This window comes from Halorubrum halodurans, assembly GCF_002252985.1.
Taxonomy (GTDB): domain Archaea; phylum Halobacteriota; class Halobacteria; order Halobacteriales; family Haloferacaceae; genus Halorubrum; species Halorubrum halodurans.
The window spans coordinates 1-17,388 of the sequence record NZ_NHPJ01000071.1 but is presented as its reverse complement, the minus strand read 5'-3'; the positions used below and the strand labels follow the sequence as shown (position 1 = coordinate 17,388).

General features: G+C 72.5%; 11 protein-coding genes. 6 read left to right on the top strand and 5 right to left on the bottom strand.

Annotation, left to right across the window (positions count from 1 at the left end; translation table 11 throughout):
• Positions 1–22: 22 nt before the first annotated feature.
• Together DJ70_RS06975 and DJ70_RS06970 are read left to right on the top strand one after the other, a co-directional pair.
• The gene (locus DJ70_RS06975; protein WP_094531407.1) at positions 23–4,759 is read left to right on the top strand and encodes a glycoside hydrolase family 15 protein; all 4,737 of its coding nucleotides are present in this window, start codon (positions 23–25) and stop codon (positions 4,757–4,759) included.
• Between the two features lie 95 nt (positions 4,760–4,854).
• A complete protein-coding gene (locus tag DJ70_RS06970; protein WP_094531405.1) occupies positions 4,855–5,925 on the top strand; it encodes an aminotransferase class I/II-fold pyridoxal phosphate-dependent enzyme in 1,071 nt (356 codons plus the stop codon).
• Positions 5,926–6,008: 83 nt separating this feature from the next.
• On the opposite strand, the gene DJ70_RS06965 is transcribed toward DJ70_RS06970, so the two are convergent.
• Both DJ70_RS06965 and DJ70_RS06960 read right to left on the bottom strand, forming a co-directional pair.
• Positions 6,009–6,485, bottom strand: a complete 477-nt coding sequence (locus DJ70_RS06965; protein WP_245810743.1) for a hypothetical protein — start codon at positions 6,483–6,485, stop codon at positions 6,009–6,011.
• A complete protein-coding gene (locus DJ70_RS06960; protein WP_094531403.1) occupies positions 6,478–8,274 on the bottom strand; it encodes a MutS-related protein in 1,797 nt (598 codons plus the stop codon). The genes DJ70_RS06965 and DJ70_RS06960 overlap by 8 nt, the downstream gene beginning before the upstream one ends.
• A 190-nt stretch (positions 8,275–8,464) precedes the next feature.
• Between DJ70_RS06960 and DJ70_RS06955 the strand changes: the two genes are divergently transcribed.
• The 3 genes from DJ70_RS06955 (at position 8,465) to DJ70_RS06945 (ending at position 12,317) form a co-directional block, all read left to right on the top strand.
• On the top strand, positions 8,465–9,748 hold the full coding sequence (locus DJ70_RS06955; protein WP_245810741.1) for an MFS transporter: 1,284 nt from the start codon (positions 8,465–8,467) through the stop codon (positions 9,746–9,748).
• A 90-nt stretch (positions 9,749–9,838) separates the two neighbouring features.
• Positions 9,839–11,578, top strand: coding sequence for a methyl-accepting chemotaxis protein (locus DJ70_RS06950; RefSeq protein WP_094531399.1), 1,740 nt, complete (start codon positions 9,839–9,841; stop codon positions 11,576–11,578).
• Between the two features lies 1 nt (position 11,579).
• Positions 11,580–12,317: a bacteriorhodopsin gene (locus DJ70_RS06945; protein WP_094531397.1), complete on the top strand. Its 738-nt coding sequence runs from the start codon at positions 11,580–11,582 to the stop codon at positions 12,315–12,317.
• A gap of 66 nt (positions 12,318–12,383) precedes the next feature.
• Here the strand turns inward: DJ70_RS06945 and DJ70_RS06940 are convergent, their stop codons facing one another.
• Together DJ70_RS06940 and DJ70_RS06935 are read right to left on the bottom strand one after the other, a co-directional pair.
• Positions 12,384–13,532 (bottom strand): acyl-CoA dehydrogenase family protein, encoded by a 1,149-nt coding sequence (locus tag DJ70_RS06940; protein WP_094531395.1) that lies wholly within the window; start codon positions 13,530–13,532, stop codon positions 12,384–12,386.
• Between the two features lie 84 nt (positions 13,533–13,616).
• On the bottom strand, positions 13,617–14,978 hold the full coding sequence (locus DJ70_RS06935; protein WP_094531393.1) for an adenylosuccinate synthase: 1,362 nt from the start codon (positions 14,976–14,978) through the stop codon (positions 13,617–13,619).
• A gap of 261 nt (positions 14,979–15,239) precedes the next feature.
• Between DJ70_RS06935 and DJ70_RS06930 the strand changes: the two genes are divergently transcribed.
• Positions 15,240–15,545, top strand: coding sequence for a hypothetical protein (locus DJ70_RS06930; RefSeq protein ID WP_066416926.1), 306 nt, complete (start codon positions 15,240–15,242; stop codon positions 15,543–15,545).
• An 87-nt stretch (positions 15,546–15,632) separates the two neighbouring features.
• On the opposite strand, the gene DJ70_RS17315 is transcribed toward DJ70_RS06930, so the two are convergent.
• On the bottom strand, positions 15,633–17,388 hold a 1,756-nt coding region (locus DJ70_RS17315; protein ID WP_094531391.1), incomplete at its 5' end, for a DUF7527 domain-containing protein.

The following is a 17,388-nucleotide window of genomic DNA, read 5'->3' as shown; positions in this document are numbered from 1 at the left end:
TCCCGCGGCCGGCAGGACTCGCATGCGACTGCGAACCGCGATCACGGAACACAAACGTCGCCGCGGCGAACGCTACTCGACGGAGCGGCCCACAACCGTCGGGGCGTTCACCGGCGACGGCGGTCGGCTGGTCCACGTCGGACCGGACGGCGACGCTCACGACTGCTCGTACGCGCTCTCCGGCGTGGGCGGGACCGACCGGATCCGGATCGGGATCGCCGGCAGCGGCGGGGTTCGGTGGCTCGCCGACCTCGAGACCACCCGACAGCACTACGACGGCGACACCCCGCTCGTCGAGACCGAGTACGACGCCGGTCGATACACGGTCCACCAGTTCGACCTCGTCGTCGGCGACGCCCACCTCACGCACGTCGTCCTCCGCGGGGCGCCGCCGGCGAACGCCGACCTCGTCGCCAGCTGCGCGTTCGCGCCCGACATGGTCGAGGGCCGCGTCGGCAACCTCGTCCACGAGGGTGACGGTCCCGCGGGCGGCGACGTGATCGAGGTGTTCCACCGCCGCGAGCACGACTTCCTCACCGCCTCCACCGGCCTCTCGGCGGCGCACGGCCAGCGACAGGAGACGATCCCCCAGCTGCTCGGCGAGGACGACGGCCGGACCCCCCACCGCGGGGAGATCGACGAACGGGAGGACACCAGCCTCACGCCGGACGTCGTCGTGCGGGCCCCCTTCGAGCGCGACGGGCGGACCGAGCGCGTCACCCTCGTGAGTCGCCCGGTCCTCGACGGGAACGGAGCGGGCTCGGACGGTGCGGACTCGGAGACGCCCCACGACGGGGCTCGCCTCGCGGAGGACGCCGACCGCGCCGACCGGCTCGAGGCGGTCTCGCGGATCGCGGCGGCCCACGCCGACACCGACAGCGTCCGCGAGGCGGCCGAGGCGCGCGCGCCGGCGGTCCCCGACGCGGTCCCGCGGGGGTCGACCGTCGCGAGCGACCTCCGCGCGCTCGACCTCCTCGAGTCGGCCTCCGGCGGGCGGATCGCCGGCCCCGAGTTCGACCACTTCTACGCCACTTCCGGCGGCTACGGCTACACCTGGTTCCGCGACGAGGCGGAGGCCTCGAGCGCCCTGCTCGACGCGAGCGAGGAGCTCGGATTGGACGCGCGCGAGGACCTGCTCGCGTCGGCGGCGTTCCTCTGTCGCACCCAGGACGCCGACGGCAGCTGGCCCCACCGCGTCTGGGCCGACTCCGGCAAGGTCGCGCCGGGCTGGGCGAACGCCCGGATCGAGTCCGGGAACGGGGAGACCGCGAACGACCAGCTCGACCAGCCGGCGTCGGTCGTCGCGTTCCTCGCCGAGCTCCGGCGCACCACCGAGGTTCCCGAGCCCCTCCGCGGCCGGATCGACGAGGCGATCGCCGACGCGGTCGCGTTCCTCCGGGAGACGACGCTCGACGACGGGCTCCCCCGCCGCTGTCAGAACTGCTGGGAGAACGCCATCGGGCGGTTCACGCACACGGGCGCGACGTACCTCCGGGCGTTCGCCGCGGTCGCGCGTGCGCCCCTCGGGGCGGACCTGCGGGCCGCGGCCGCGACCGCCGCCGACGACGCGGCCGCGGGCCTCCAGGACCGCTGGATCCCCGAACTCGAGCGGTTCCCGCAGCGCGCCAGCAACGGCGACGGCGACGAGCGCGCCGACGCCAGCACCTTCGCGCTCGCGGACGCGCTCGACGAGTACGACGCGCTCGCGGCGGAGCGCTCGAACCACGCCGGCGACGCGGCCGGGGCGGAGCCGCCGCTTCCGCCGGTCTCCGACGCGGTCGACCTCGAAGCGCTCGTCTCGCAGGTGTCGACGCACGTCCGGACGTCGATCGACGCGCTGGGACGCGAGACGGAGCACGTCGAGGGACTGGTCCGGTTCGTCGGCGACGACTGGCGGACGGCGGAACAGGGCGGCGCGAAGGTGTGGTCGATCGCGACGCTGTGGGGCGCGGTCGCGGCCGGCACCGTCGGCGGGATCCTCCAGTCCCGCGGCGAGGCGGCGGACCCGCTCTTCTCCGCGGCCCGGCGGCTGTACGCGCTGTGTGAGCCCGACGGTCCCTTCGCGAACGAGTCGGGCCTGCTCGCGGAGCAGGTCTTCGACGACGGCGACCTCGACAGCGCGACGCCGATCGCGTGGGCGCACGCCCTCCGGCTCGACGCCACCGCGACGCTCGCGCGGCACGGGGCGCTGCCGGTGCCGCACGACCGCCCGAGCGGTCCGGAGGCCCCGCGGTGGACGACCGGCCGGAAGTTCGGCGTCGGCACGCCCGCCGACCACGCCGCGGACGACCCGGTCCCCGTCTGGTTCACGCTGACCGAGGGGGCGCTGACGGAGGCGCGGTTCCCCCGGATCGACGTGATGAACCTCCGGACGTTCGACTTCCTGATCGCCGATCCGGAGACGGGGCACACCGTCCGGACCTTCGACGAGACGGGCCACGTGACGACGACGGAGACGATCACGCGGTCCACGGAGCCGAGCGCCGCGGACGCGCTCGCGTACAGACAGACGATCCGCGAGTCGGGCGACGGCCACGGCCACAGCTGGACGCTCACGGTCGAGTACGCGGTCGACACCGCGGGCGACGCGATCCTCGCGGACGTCGAGTTCGAGGGGGCTCGCGCGTACGACGTGTACGCCGTCGCCGACACCGCGCTCGCGAACGTCGGCACCGACGACCACGGCAACCGGGTCGGCGACGGTCCGTACCACCTGCTCGCCCACAGCGAGAGCGGGAGCCGCCCGCCGGGGAAGCTGGTCGACGACGACGGCGAGCCGTTCGAGGTCGCCGCCGCGGTCACGAGCGGCGACGGATTCTCCTGGGCGGGGGCGTTCGACGCGAACGACGACGGGCTCGAGTCGCTGTTCGGGCGCGGCGAGCGGGCGCCGGCCGGCGAGGTCGACCCGACGGCAAGCGGCAACGTCGTGCTCGCGGGCCTGCTCGGAAGCGGGACCACCCTCTCCGAGACGGTCGCGCTCGGCTTCGCCGAGCGGGGCGACACCGCCGCGGCGCTCGGCGAGGCGGAGGGCGCGCTCTCCCGTGGCTTCGAGGCGGTCGAGTCGGCGTACGTCGACACGTGGCGCGAGTGGCTCGCCGGTCGGGAGTACCCGGACGCCGTGACCGCCGACCCCGACCTCGAGGCGCAGTACCGGGTCGCGCTGATGACGCTCGCCGCCGTCGAGGACAAACGGCACGACGGGGCCGGGATCGCCAGCCCCTCGGTCCCGTGGGGCGAGACGGAGTACGCCGAGCAGGACCGCGGCTACGGCTACAACTTCGTCTGGTCGCGCGACCTCTACCAGGTGTTCACCGCGCTGATCGAGGTCGGCGAGGTGGACCGCGGTGCGGACGCGCTCGCGTACCTCTACAACACCCAACAGGACGAGTCGGGCTTCCTCCCGCAGAACACCTACATCGACGGGCGGACCCGCTGGGGCGGCGAGCAGATGGACAACATCGCGTTCCCCTCCGTGATGGCGTGGCAGCTGTACGAACACGGCGTGACGCTCGCCGAGGCCGACTACGACTACGATCAGGTCCGCCGGTCGGTCGGGTACGTGGCCCGGAACGGCCCGCAGACCGCCCAGGAGCGCTGGGAGGAGGAGGCGGGCTACTCGCCGTCGAGCATCGCCGCCGAGATCGCGGGGCTGACGTGTGCGGCCGCGCTCGCGCTCGCGGAGGCGGACCGGATCGAGGCCGGCGGCTCCGCCGCGGAGGCTGACGACGATTCCGGCACGGGCGACGCGCCGTCACCCGGATCCCTCCGTGCGGACGCGCTCGCGTGGCTCGCGCTCGCCGACGACTGGGCCGACCGCGTCGAGGAGTGGTGTGCGACGGACACGGGGACGGACCGCCACGACGAGACGCCCTACTACCTCCGGATCACCGCCGACGGCGACCCGAACGCCGGCCGGCCGCGGACGATCGCCAACGACGGGCCGACCTACGACGAGCGCGAGATCGTCGACGGCGGCTTCCTCGAGCTCGTCCGGCTCGGCGTGAAGCCCGCCGACGACCCGGTCGTCCGCAACTCCGTCGAGGTCGTCGACGACTCGATCCGGGTCGACACCCCGCACGGCCCCGCCTGGTACCGCTACGTCGGCGACGCCTACGGCGAGCTCGGCTACGGCGACCCCGGCGGCCCGTGGGCCGGCACCGGCGACGGGAGGGGGCGGCTCTGGCCGATCTTCACCGGCGAGCGCGGCGAGTACGAGCTCCGCGCCCGCGCCGACGGCCCGGACGCCTTCGGCGGCACCGACGAGGACGCGCTCGCGCCGGACTCGCTGCTCGAGACGATGGCCGGCTTCGGCAACGACGGTCGGATGCTCCCCGAGCAGGTGTGGGACCGCGAACACCCGACCGACTACGGCTGGGAGTTCGGCGAGGGGACCGGGGGGGCGACGCCGCTCGCCTGGTCGATGGCGGGGTTCATCCGCCTCGCTCACGGCGTCGACGCCGGCGAGCCCGTCGAGACGCCGGCGGTCGTCCGCGACCGCTTCGTCGAGCGTGACCGCCCCGCGGCCCCGGAGCTGACCGCCGACGCCGAACTCGAAGACGGCGCGGTCGTCGTCGCGGGCGAGACGACCGGCGAGCGGGTCGCGGCGTTCACCGCCGACGGGTCGGCGCTGTCGGTCCCGACGGACGGCACGTTCGAGGTCCGGCTCGCGGATGTCGGGGCCCGAACCGTCGTGGTCGCGGCCGCCACGGACGCGGAGTTCGAGAGCGCTGGCACCGCGGTCAAGCGGATCCGGCTGTAGGCGCTCGGCCACCGATCCGGCGGATACACCCGGTCCCGGCCGCGTTCGCCCACACCGAACGGTTATCACCGACTGCCCGTGTATACCGGCCACCCATGGAGATCCCCCCCTTCGAACTCGAACGCTGGCTCGACGAGTACGAACCGGACGCGGACCTGATGCTCGCCGAGAGCGGCGTGCGGAGCCTCCCCGTCGACCGGTTCGACCTCGACGTGGGCGAGCTCGGCTACGTCATCCCCACCGACGGAAAGCCGGACTTCCGCGCGGAGATCGCCGACCGCTACGGCCGGGACGCGGAGGAGGTCGTCCTCACCTGCGGGACGCAGGAGGCGGACTACCTCACGTTCATGTCGCTCTTAGACGAGGGCGACCACAGCGTCGTCGTCTCGCCGACCTACCAGTCGCTGGCGAGCGTGCCCGAGTCGATCGGCGAGGTGACCACGGTCCGAACGGAGCCGCCGGCGTGGGACCTCTCCGTCGACGCGGTCGCGGAGGCGATGCGACCCGACACCCGGCTCGTCGTCCTCACGAACCCGAGCAACCCGACGGGGAAGTACCTCGGCCCCGAGACGATGGAGGCGCTGTACGACCTCGTCGCGGACAACGACGCGTACCTCCTCGTCGACGAGGTGTACCGGATGCTGGCCGACGATCCCCACCCGCCGGCCGCCGCGCTCGGGCCGCGGGCGATCTCGGCCGCCGGCGTCTCGAAGTCGTACGGGCTGGCGGGGGCGCGCCTCGGGTGGGTCGTCGCCGACCCGGCGGTCGCGGAGGGGGTACGGAAGTGGAAGGACTACACGACGATATCGCCGCCGCTCGTCGGTCATCACGTCGCGAGACAGGCGCTCGGTGAGCAGGAGGCCGACATCCTCGAGGCGAACCGCGCGCACGCGACGGCGAACCGGGAGCGCGTTGCCGAGTTCGTCGACCGCTACGACCTCGAGTGGTTCGAGCCGACGGGCGTGAACGGCTTCCCGACCGTCCCCGACGGGTTCGAGAACGGCAAGGCGTTCTGCCGGTCGGTGTTCGACGCCGAGAGCGTCGTCCTCGCGCCCGGCGAGGTCTTCGGCCACCCGGACCGCTTCCGGATCGGCTTCGGCCTCCACACGGAGGAACTCGAGGAGGGACTCGACCGGATCGGCCGCCACGTCGAGGCCGAGCGCTGAGGACCGTCGCGTTCGCGCGACCGCGGTCGACGGACTATCCGCGCGCGAACGCCGTCTGACGGGACCGCCGTCGCGGCGACGAGTCACCCGAGCGCGACCACGTCGATCTCGTGAACTCCGCTCTCCTCCGTCCCTTCCTCCGGCTCCTTCGCCGTCCCGTCGACCGGGATCTCGACGGTCCCGCCGACCGCCTCGCGCACGGCCGCCCGCCAGTCCTCGATGGCCTCGGCGTGTCGCTCGCGTCGGGTCTCGACGTCGGCGTCGGGGAACTCGGCCGCGGTCTCGTCGACCTCCGGGTACGACGGCGGGTCCGCGACCAGGTCGGCCGGGTCGACGTGGATCGGGCCGCCCATCCCGTCGGCGTCGACCTCGGGAACCTCCTCCACGGCGTGGATCCGCGCGCGCATCCGGCCGGCGTAGGGCGGCGTCACCCGCAGAACGACCCGCCTGTCGGTCCGCAGCGTCGCCTCCAGGGCGTTCGCCACGTCCTCGCGGTGGACCGCTATCGACCGGATCCGCGTCGGATCCGTCCCTCCGTCGCCGCGTTCGGGATCACTCATCCGCCGATCGCTCGCCCTCCGGCGTCCAGCGCGCGTCCGAGAGGGTCCGCTGGACGGCCTCCTCGCCGACCGCGGCCGCCAGGTGCTCGAACCCGCCGCGGACCGCCCGGTCGCTCGCGTTCGCGACGAGCCGCGAGACGATGAACTCCGGGGTCGACTTCCCGACCGTGCCGAACCGCGGCTGGTAGTCGACGCGCAACGCGAGGTCGTTCGTGAGCCCCTCCGCGAAGATCCCGTCGATCCGCGCCGGCTCGGGCAGCGGGCTGAGGTCGTCGGCGAGGTGGGTGACGTAGACCCCGAGCGCGCCCCGCTCGACCGTGAGGTCGACGAGGCCGTTGAGGAGGTCGGCGGCCCGCCCCGGCTCCGTGATCGCCTCGAACTCGTCGACGAGCATCAGGGTCCGCCCCTCCTCGACGAGCGGCGGGACGACGGAGCGTAACGTCGACTCCAGCACGCCGGCGTTGAAGGAGGCGTGTCGGCGGTGGAAGACGACCCGGTCGAACGTCCCGACCTCGGCCTCCTCGGCGGGCACCGGGAGCCCCATCGACGCGAGCAGCGCGACCGCACACAGCGTCTCCAAGAGCGTCGTCTTCCCGCCGGAGTTCGCGCCAGTGAGGACGCTCACCCGGTCGCCCGCCGGCGGTGACTCGGCGGCCGAGACGCCCGCCCCGGCGGAAAGCGAGTGGTCCCCGACCGCGTACGACACCGGCTGGACGTCGCCGTCGACGAAGGGGCTCCGGGCGTTTCGGACCGCGAGGCCGTCCTCGACGAGCCGGGGACGGACCAGATCGTACTCGGCCGCGAACCGCCCGAGCGAGAGGTCGACGGCGACGTCGGCGACGACCTCCACGGCCCGCGAGACGTCGCCGCCGGCGTCGCCGACCCGGTCGCGGAGGTCGGCCGCGACGGCCGCCTCGCGCTCGTCGACCGCCGCGGACAGCTCCTCGACGAGCTCGCGGAGGGTGGCCGAGACGAAGTCGGCGGCGTCGAGCGCGTCGTCCGGCGCGGCCGCCCGGACCGTCGCGGGGTCGACGCCCGTCTCCGTCGCGACGTGGTCGACGGTCGCGGCCTCCAGCGCCTCGAAGTCGCGGAGGGAGCCGTCCCGAACCGTCTCGAGCACGTCGAACGCCGAGTCGGCGAGGTCCTCGGCCGCCGCGAGCCGATCGCGGAGCCGGTCGAGCTCGTCGTCCGCGCCCGGAGCCACCTCGAGGTCGTCGTCGTCGAGCGATCCGCGGACGCTCCCGAGCGCCTCCGCGGCCTCGCGCAACGCGGCGTCGTCGAGGTCGGCGAGCCGGTCGAAGGTCTCGCCCGTCAGCCCGACCTCGCGGAGGGCGAGCGCGGTCTCGACGGCCGCCCGGTCGGTGCCGCCCGCCTCGTCGTAGGTCGCGAACGCCTCGGTCACGCGGTCGCGCGCCGCGTCGTCGAGGGCGCGCCAGGCGTCGCGGGCGGCGACCACCTCCGCGAGCCTCGTCTCGATCGCCTCGCGATCGAACGAGGGCGTGAGGACGCGGATCCGGTCGGCGGCGTGTTCGGTGAGGGCGTACCCCGCCGCGAGCGTGAGCAGGTCGTCGTACACCTCGCGCGTGTCGCCCGTCGCGAGGACGCCCATGCCGGCCTCCCCGTTCGCCCGGCGGAGGATCCGCGTGGCGCGCCCGCGGTGGAGTCCGGCGTCGACGAGCGCGCGAACGTCGGCCGACTCGATCGCCTCGACGGCCCGCTCGACGCCGAGCTCGGCGGTCAGAAGCTCGCTCGTCTTCGGGCCGATCCCCCAGTAGTCCTCGAGTCGCATGGGTGGACGTCTCGGCGCGGCCGCTTGGTGTTTTCGTCCGTCCGGTCCGGATCGCCTCCGCCGATCGGCGCCTCCGCTCCCGTCCGGCCGGCTCGTCCCGCGCCCCCTTCCGGTCCGCGCTTCCGCCTCCTTCCGGTCGGCGTGGCCGCGACCGAACCGTTCAGGTGGATCCCCCGCCGATCCCATCGGCGTGTACGACCCGCTCTCCGCGCTCCGAGGGTTCTCCCGTCCGGTGTACGTGGTCGGGGCGGGCCAGTTCGTCAACCTGTTCGGGTCGGGACTGGTGTACCCGTTCGCCACGGTCCACTTCCACCTCTCCGTCGGCATCGCGCTCTCGCTCGTCGGGATCGGGCTGCTCGCGAACAACCTCGGCACCGCCGCCGGCACGACCCTCGGAGGCTACGCCGCCGACCGGTACGGACGGAAACCCGTCATGGTGACGAGCATGGCGCTGTCGTCGGTCACGCTCGCGGCGTACGCGGGCGTCGAGCCGCTCGCCGCGGCGACGCCGCTCTCCCCGGCGATCTCGTTCGTCGCCGTCGCGGCCGCCGCGGGGATCACCCTCGGGCTGTACGCGCCCGCCGCACAGGCGATGATCGCCGACCTCACCGACGGGGAGACGCGGGACCGCGGGTACGCCCTGTTGAAGGTCGGCAACAACGCCGGCTTCGGCCTCGGCTTCGTGGTCGGGGGGATCCTCTACGAGTTCGCGGAGCTCGCGGTGTTCCTCGGCAACGGGCTCACCTCCGGGGTCGTCGCGGTCGTGCTGTTCGCGTTGGTCCCCCGCGTCCACGCCGCGACCCGCGACGTCGCCCTCCGCGACTCCGTCGGCGACTGGGGGCGGGCGGTCGCCGACCGGCGGATCCTCGCGCTCGCGGGACTCAACGTCGGGTTCGCCGTGATGTACGCACAGATGCAGGCGACCGTCCCGGTCGTCGCGATCGAGACGCTCGGATTGAGCTCGGGACAGCTCGGCACCCTCTACACGCTCAACCCGCTCGTGATCGTCGTCCTCCAGTTGCCGATCGTGGCCGCGGTCACCGACTGGCGACGAACCCGCGGGCTCGTCGTCTCGGCGGGGCTGTGGGGCGTCTCGATGCTCGCCGTCTGGGCGGTCGCCGGCGTCCCCGCGCGGGTCGGCGTCGGACTCGTCGGCGCGTTCCTGGTGTTGCGGACCCTCGGCGAGATCCTCCACGCGCCGCTCGTCACGTCGCTCGCGTCGGACCTCGGCGAGGCGAGCGAGCGGGGGTCACAGCTCTCGCTCCTCGAGGTCGCGAAGCGGCTCGGGTTCGGCGTCGGATCGGCGGTCGGCGGGGCGTTCTTCGACTACGGCCTCGAGTGGCTGCTTTGGCCCGCCCTCGCCGTCGTCTGTGGCCTTCTCGCCGTCGGACTCCTCCGGTTCGAGCGCTCGATCTCGCCGGTCGAGAACGGTCGCTCCGCCCCCTCGCGCTCCGAGACCGCGACCGACCCGTGAGCCGTCGCGACCGACTCGCGCCGGAGGTATCAGGACTGATACTCCGACGCGCGGTTTTATCCGTGAAACGACCCTCCGTTTCCTCTATCGATGGGATTCGAACCGCTGTCTCGACTCCGAGCCAGTTACGGCGTGAAGCTCGCGTCGTCGCTGGTCGGGGTGATGGGTGTCTCGGTCGCGTACGGGGTCGTCGTCTATACCCGTACGGGTGATCTCGGTCCCGCGGGGGAGGAGGTCCGGTCCGGGTTGGTCGGCATGACGTTGCTCGCCGTGATAGGTATCGCGCTGATCGGGGTGACCGTGGGCTCGAACACGGTCGTCTCGCTGCGACAGCTCACTCGCAAGGCCGAACGGATGGCCGACGGCGACCTCGACGTCGCCCTCGAGAGCGGTCGAACCGACGAGATCGGTCGGTTGTTCTCGGCGTTCGACGGCATGCGCGGCTCGCTCAGACGCGAGATCCGCGAGGCCGAGGAGGCGCGCGCGGACGCCGAGGCGGCACGCCGCGAGGCCGACGAGCGGGCCGCGACTATCGAGCGCAAGGCGACCGCCTACGAGGAGGCGATGCGGGCGCTCGCCGACGGCGACCTCACCCGCCGCGTCGACCCGGACTGCGAGAGCGACCCGATCCGGCGGGTCGGCACCGCGTTCAACGAGATGGCGGCGGAGCTCGAGGGGACGGTCGCGTCGGTCGCGTCGGTCGCCGAGGACACCGCGACCGTCGCCGGGACGGTCGACGACCGGACCGAGAACCTGCGGTCGACGACGGGAACCGTCTCAGGGGCCGTCTCGGAGATCGCCGACGGCGCGCGCACCCAGCGCGACGACCTCCAGGCGACGACCGACGAGGCCGAGTCGCTCGCCTCCTCGGCCGAGGAGGTCGCGGCGACCGTCACCGAGGTCGCCGAGACGGCCGAACACGCCGCGGCGGTCGGCGAGGAGGGACAGGAGGCGGCCGAGGCCGCGCTCGCGCAGATGGACGCCGTCGAGGCGGTCACCTCCGAGACGACGGACGAGATCGAGGCGCTCGCGGAGGAGATCGAGGAGATCGGCGAGGTCGTCGACACGATCGCGGAGATCGCGGAACAGACCAACATGCTCGCGCTCAACGCCTCGATCGAGGCGGCGCGCTCGGACGCCGACGGCGCGGGGTTCGCCGTCGTCGCCGAGGAGGTCAAGAGCCTCGCCGAGCGGACCCAGGAGTCCGCCGCCGAGATCGAAGACCGGATCGCCGCGGTCCAGGCGCGCGCCGAGGCGGGCGTCGACTCCATCGCGGAGACCGAAGACCGGATCGAGACCGGCGTCGACACCGTCGAGACCTCGATCGACGCGCTCGAGCGGCTCGCGGAGGCCTCGGAACGAACCGACGAGAGCATGACGGAGATCACCCGTGCCACGGAGTCGCAGGCGGACACGGTCGACACTGTCGTCGGCCACGTCGAGGACGTCGCCGCCATCAGCGCCCAGACCGCGAGCGCCGCCGGCGACGTCACCGGCGCGGTCGACGAACAGGAGCGGACCCTCGCCGCCGTCGAGAACGCGGCCGAGGCGCTCTCGAGCCGCGCCGACCGTCTCCGACGCACCGTCGGGAGCTTCGCGTACGACGCAGACGAGGTCGACGGGGCCGGCGACCTCGACCTCGAGGACGGTCTCGACGCCCCGGCGTCCACGTCGCCCGCGAACGACGCGCCGGCGCGCGACGGCGTCCCGTCCGAGGGGGTGGCGAGCTCCGACGGCGGCCGCGACCTCGCCCCCGGCGAGGGCTCGGATCCGGACGACGGGCGCTCCGCCTTCCACTTCGACGGCGGTACCCCGGAGGGGGTGAACTGAGATGCTCACGAACGTGACCGTCTGGGCCTGGATCGGCGCGATCGGGATGCTCGCGGGGACGGTTCCCTCGCTGTGGCTGTGGTACCGGCGGCCCTCGGAGGCGAAGTACTACGCGACGCTGGCCGGCGTCACGGGGATCGCGGCGGTCGCGTACACCGTCATGGGGCTCGGCGTCGGCAACGTCCCCACTCCCGGCGGGGCGCTGCCGGCCGCGCGGTACGCCGACTGGCTGCTCACGACCCCGCTTCTGATCGCCTACCTCGCGCTGCTCGTCCGGGCCGACCGAGCGACGATCGCGACGCTGATCGCCGTCGACGTGGTCGTGATCGCCGGCGGCGTCGTCGCCGTCGCGACGGCGGGAACCGTCTCGTGGGCGGCGTTCGCCGTCGCCTCGCTCGCGTACCTCGGACTCGTGTACGGGCTGCTCGTGAAGCTCCCGCGGTCGGCCGCGGCGCGGGCGGACCGCGTGCGCGCCGTCTTCTACACGCTCCGGAACATCACCGTCGTCCTCTGGACGCTGTACCCCGTCGTCTGGCTGCTCGCGCCGACCGGGTTCGGCCTGCTCACGCCCGCGACGGAGATGCTCGTGTTCGTCTACCTGGACTTCGTCTCGAAGGTCGGGTTCGCGATCGTCGCCGTCGCCGGCGCGGACGCCGTCGCGTACGTCGAGAACGACGCGGCTCGCGGGACCGACGCCGAGACCGGACGGTCCCCTGCGGGCGTGGAGTCGGCGGACTGAGGCGTCGGCGGGCGTGGAGCCGGTGGAGAGACCGGTCGACGGCGTGGGTCGGTGCCGGCGACCGGGTCAGCGCGACTGCCGGTAGATGAGGTTGCGCTGGATGTCGTTCGCGCCCTCGTAGATCACCGGGATCCGGACGTCCCGGTAGACGCGAGCGATGCGCCGGTCGGTGAGGATCGACCGTCCGCCGTGGAGCTTCATCCCCTTCTCTGCGCAGTCGGCCGCGACCTCCGTGGACTTCGTCTTCGTGAGCGCGGCCCAGTACCCGGCGTCCTCGCCGTTCGCGACCTTCTCGCAGGCGCGCCAGTTGAGCGCCCGCGCGGACTCGAACCCGATCCGCATGTCCGAGAGGGTGTGTTGGACCGCCTGGAACTCGTTGACGGTGCGGCCGAACGCGTTGCGGTCGTGGACGAACGCCTCGGCCTCCTCGATGGCGGCGGCGGCGAGCCCCAGCCCGTGGCCGCCGACGATCACCCGGCCGTGGTTGAAGAAGTCCGCGAGGACGTAGAAGCCGCCCCCCTCGCTGCCGATGATGTTCTCCTCGGGGACGAAACAGTCGTCGAGGACGATGTGGCCCTGCTTCGACGCGCGCATCCCCATCTTCTCGGGGATGTGCTCGGCCTCGTACCCCTCCGAGTCCGTCTCGACGATGAACAGCGTGTAGTTGGAGTACCGGTCGTCGCCGTCGCCGGTCCTCGCGTAGACGGTGAGCCAGTCGGCCTCCACCGCGTTGCCGACCCAGTACTTCTCGCCGGTGATCTCGTAGCCTCCCTCGACCTTCTCCGCCGCCGTGGTCATGCCGGCGAGGTCGGAGCCCGTCTCCGGTTCCGACACCGCCAGCCCGGAGATCTGCTCGTTCTCCGCGACCGGCCGGAGGTACTCCTCCTTCTGCTCTTCGGTGCCGTACTGCTCGACCATCTCACAGCCGAAGCTGGCGAGCTGGAGGGTCAACGCGATGCCGGCGTCGGCGCGGTAGAACTCCTCCGCCATCGCGAGCACCTGCGCGAGGTCGAACCCCTTCCCGCCGTACTCCTCGCCGATGTCCTGTGCGACGAGCCCGGCGTCCATCCCGGCCTCGAGCACCTCCCAGGGGTACTCGCCGGACTCGTAGTACGCCTCGGCGTTCGGCGCGATGTGCTCGTCGGCGAACTCGCGGGCCTCGCGTTTGATCTCCCGTGCGCGCTCCGGCACGACGCTCTCGTCGAGTAGGTCCATGCCCGGCACTCCGACCCACCGCGACAAAACCTTCGTGGAACAACGAAAAACGTGAGGTTCGTTTACTCGTCCGCTCGCGGCCGGCTACGCCTCAGTCGTCGCGAACGGGTTCGCCAGCTCGATCGTCTCCTCGCGGTCCGGCCCGACGCCAACCGCGTACACCGCCGCGTCGGTCTCGTCGGCGACGAACTCGACGTAGGCCCGCGTCGCTTCGGGGAGCGCCTCGTACCCCTCCGCCGCGACCGCGGTCCAGTCGACCGCCGACCAGGTGTCGAACTCGCGGTAGACCGGCTCACACCGCTCCCACTGCCGGGTCGTCGTGGGGACGGTGTCGAGCCGCTCGCCGTCGAGGTCGTAGCCCACGCAGACCTGAAGCTCCTCGAGGTCCGCGAGCACGTCGACGTGGTTGATCGCGACGCCCGTGAACCCAGAGACGCGCGAGGCGTGCCGGAGCATCGGGAGGTCGAGCCAGCCGATCCGCCGCGGCCGGCCGGTGACCGTCCCGAACTCCCCGCCCTTCTCGCGGATGTCGTCGGCGAGCGACTCCTCGTGATCGTCGCCGTCGAGCTCCGTGGGCATCGGCCCCGAGCCGACCCGCGAGAGGTACGCCTTCACGATGCCGACGACCTCGCCCGACCCGACGGTCGTGACGCCGAGCCCGGAGCCGACGGCCGCGCCCCCGGCGGTCGGGTTCGAGGAGGTGACGAACGGGTAGTTGCCGTGGTCGACGTCGATGGAGGTCCCCTGTGCGCCCTCGAAGAGGATCCGGTCGCCCGCCTCCCGGCGGCGGTGGAGGAAGTCGCTGCAGTTGACGGTCATCCCGTCGTCGGCGAGCCGGTCGCCGAACTCGGCGAACTCCTCGAGGAGCGCGTCGACGTCGAAGGCCTCGGCGTGCTCTGAGTCCGCCACGTCGAGCCCGTAGACGTCCTCGGCGACGGCGCGGTTGTGCGAGACGGCGTACTCGAGCCGCTCGCGGAGCACGTCCCGGTCGAGCAGGTCGCCGATCCGGATCCCGCGACGGCCCGCCTTGTCCTCGTAGGTCGGACCGATCCCGCGGCCCGTGGTGCCCACCTCGTCGCCGGCGTCGTCGTCGGCCTTGACCGCCTCCTCGATGCCGTCGAGGACCCGGTGGTACGGGAGAATGACGTGTGCCCGGCGCGCGACCCGGACGTCGGGGTCGAGCCCGCGGTCGCGGAGCCCGTCGATCTCGGAGAAGAGCGTCCGCGGGTTGACCACGCAGCCGTTGCCCAACACGCCGATCGTGCCCCGAACCGCCCCGCTCGGCACCAGCGATAGCTTGTACTCCTCGCCGCCTTCGACGACGGTGTGGCCGGCGTTGTCGCCGCCCTGATAACGGACTACGACGTCCGCGTCCCCTCCCCACCGGTCGACGAGCGCGCCCTTGCCCTCGTCCCCCAGCTGGGAGCCGACGATGGTGACTGTCATACCGCTCCCCCCTTCCGAGCGGGAGGTAAAACCGATTACGGTCCGTCGCCGCGATTATTCCACGAACGTGGATCGATACTGGGACGAGTTCGGAGAGATGTCGTCGTTCGTGCGTTCACTCGTCCCGCGTGCTCCCCGTCCCGCCGGCCGTCCCTCCGATCCGAACCGTTAACTACTCGCATGTCAAACCGTGAGCCGGTATTCGTCCCCCGCGCCTCGACAGCAACTTTTAAACGGGGGCATGACGAGTTAACATATGGCATGATAGATCGACTCGAGAAAGAGGTAGATATGCTGGAGCGGCACCTCCAGGTGCTGCGGATGGTCATCGAGAACGAACCGATCGGGATCGTCAAGATGTCCAACGAGACGGGCTACCCCCATCACAAGGTCCGGTACTCGCTTCGGGTCCTCGAGGAGGAGAACCTCATCGAACCCTCCAGCCAGGGCGCGATCACCACCGAGCGTACCCACGAGTTCGTCGACGAACTCGACGAGAAGCTCGACGACACGGTCGAGAAGCTCGGTTCGATGCGGATCGACGACGCCGCCGAAGTCGAGAACTGATCGGCTGGCCCGTTTCGACGCGCCGCCCGAACGACCGCCGACCGAGTTTTGCGACGACGAGTCGCGTCTCCGTACGGCCCGCGCCCGCTACAGGTCCGGGACCGTCAGGTGGAACCCGCCCTCGCGCGACTCCACGAGACACAGGTGGTAGCCGCGTTTGCGGGAGAGCTTCACGAAGCTCTTCCGTTTCGAACGGCTGAACAGCCCGCCGCCGACCGCGTCGCTCGCGGCCTCCAACGCGTCGGGTTCGAAGAAGCTCGCCGTCACCGCGAACGCGCCGGCGAACGCCTCGTTCGACTCCGCTATCACGCCGCCGTTCGCGACGAGCGACTCCAGGGTCGCGCCCGCCGTCGGCGCGCGCGAGTCGTTGAGTTCGGCGACGAAGAGCGGGTTGCCCATGCGGTCGCGCAACACCAGGTCGAACGACCGCTGCTCGCGGACCTCCTCGCCGTTCTCACGGATGACGACGGAGACGGAGCCGCCGATCTCGGCGCGGTCGATCTCCGGAAGCGCGTCGTAGAGGTCGCGCAGCGCGCTGCCGTTGCCCGTCTCGCCGACCTCGAATGGAAGCTCCTCGACGAGCCACCGCGTGAAGCCGTACTCCATCGTCCCCCGCAGGAACGACTCGAACGGGTCGCCGTCGACGAGCAGCCCCTCCGTCTCGAAGCTCGTGTGGTGTTCGATCCGGAGGTTCTCGCGGAGCTCCTCCCGGCTCACGGTCCCGTCGTGGGCGTCCTCGAGCGTCGCGCCGCCCTTCGAGTCGTACCTGACGAACAGATTGGTCCCCTCGCGCGCCTCGGCGGCCGACAGGCTCCGTTCGCCCTCGGGCAGCCGCGACTCCGCCCGGTCGAGCTGATCGCGGAGGCGCTCCGCCTCCGCTCGGAGCCGCTCGAGTTCCTCCTCGAGGCGCTCGCGCTCCGTCCGGAGTTCGTCACGCTCCGCCCGCACGTCCTCCAGCTCCTCCCGGAGCTCGTCGCGCTCCGCCTCGAGCCGGTCGCGCTCGGACTCCACCTCCTCGCGGGCGGACTCGGCCGACGAGAGCGCCGATTCGAGCTCCTCGATCCGCTCGCGAACCTCGCTCGGGCTCCGTCCCGAGACGGCGGTCCCCCCCGATCGCTCCGTCGAGCGGGGGCTCGGCGACGACTCCCCGGCCGACCCGCGGCCGTCGGTCGGTCCCGGCGAGGCGGTCCCGTCGGTTCGCGACCGCTCCGCGGATCCCGTCGATCCGCCGGACCGGCTCGCTGATCCGGCGGAGCGGCGACCCGAACGCGGTGCCGACGCCGCCGACGGGTCCTCGCCGCGCTCGTTGGTCTCAGACGGATCCAGGGCCGGGATCGACTTCGTCTCGCGCCACTGTTCCTCCTCGGAGAAGACGTCGTCGTCCGCGGGACCCGCCGGCGCGCTCGGTCCCCCGGATCCCCGGTCGGACGACGACTCCGACCGTCGTTCGGTCCGCTCTCCCGTCCCGGTCGGACTCGTCGTGGCGTCCGGGGACTTCCCGGCGGGGTCACGCTCCGCCGCGGCGTCCCGTTCGGTCGAAGCGCCACGCTCCGCCGCGGCGTCGCGGTTCCCCGCGGAGGGCGACTCGGGTTCCGCGGTCGACGACGAGCGGGACGGGTCGGCGTCCCCGCCGTCCCCGCCGTCACGGTCCTGAGCCCGATCCGACCCCTGCTTTTCGTCCTCCTCCGTTCCGCGTGCCCGATCCGCCCCCGCCGACTCCGAGTCATCCGTCTCCGTCCCGCTCCCGACGCCCCGACCGACGCCGACGCTCCCGACGGCGACCGGCGAGGAGAACCCGAAACCGGCGCGAGCGGGACGGAGACGGATGACTCGGAGTCGGCGG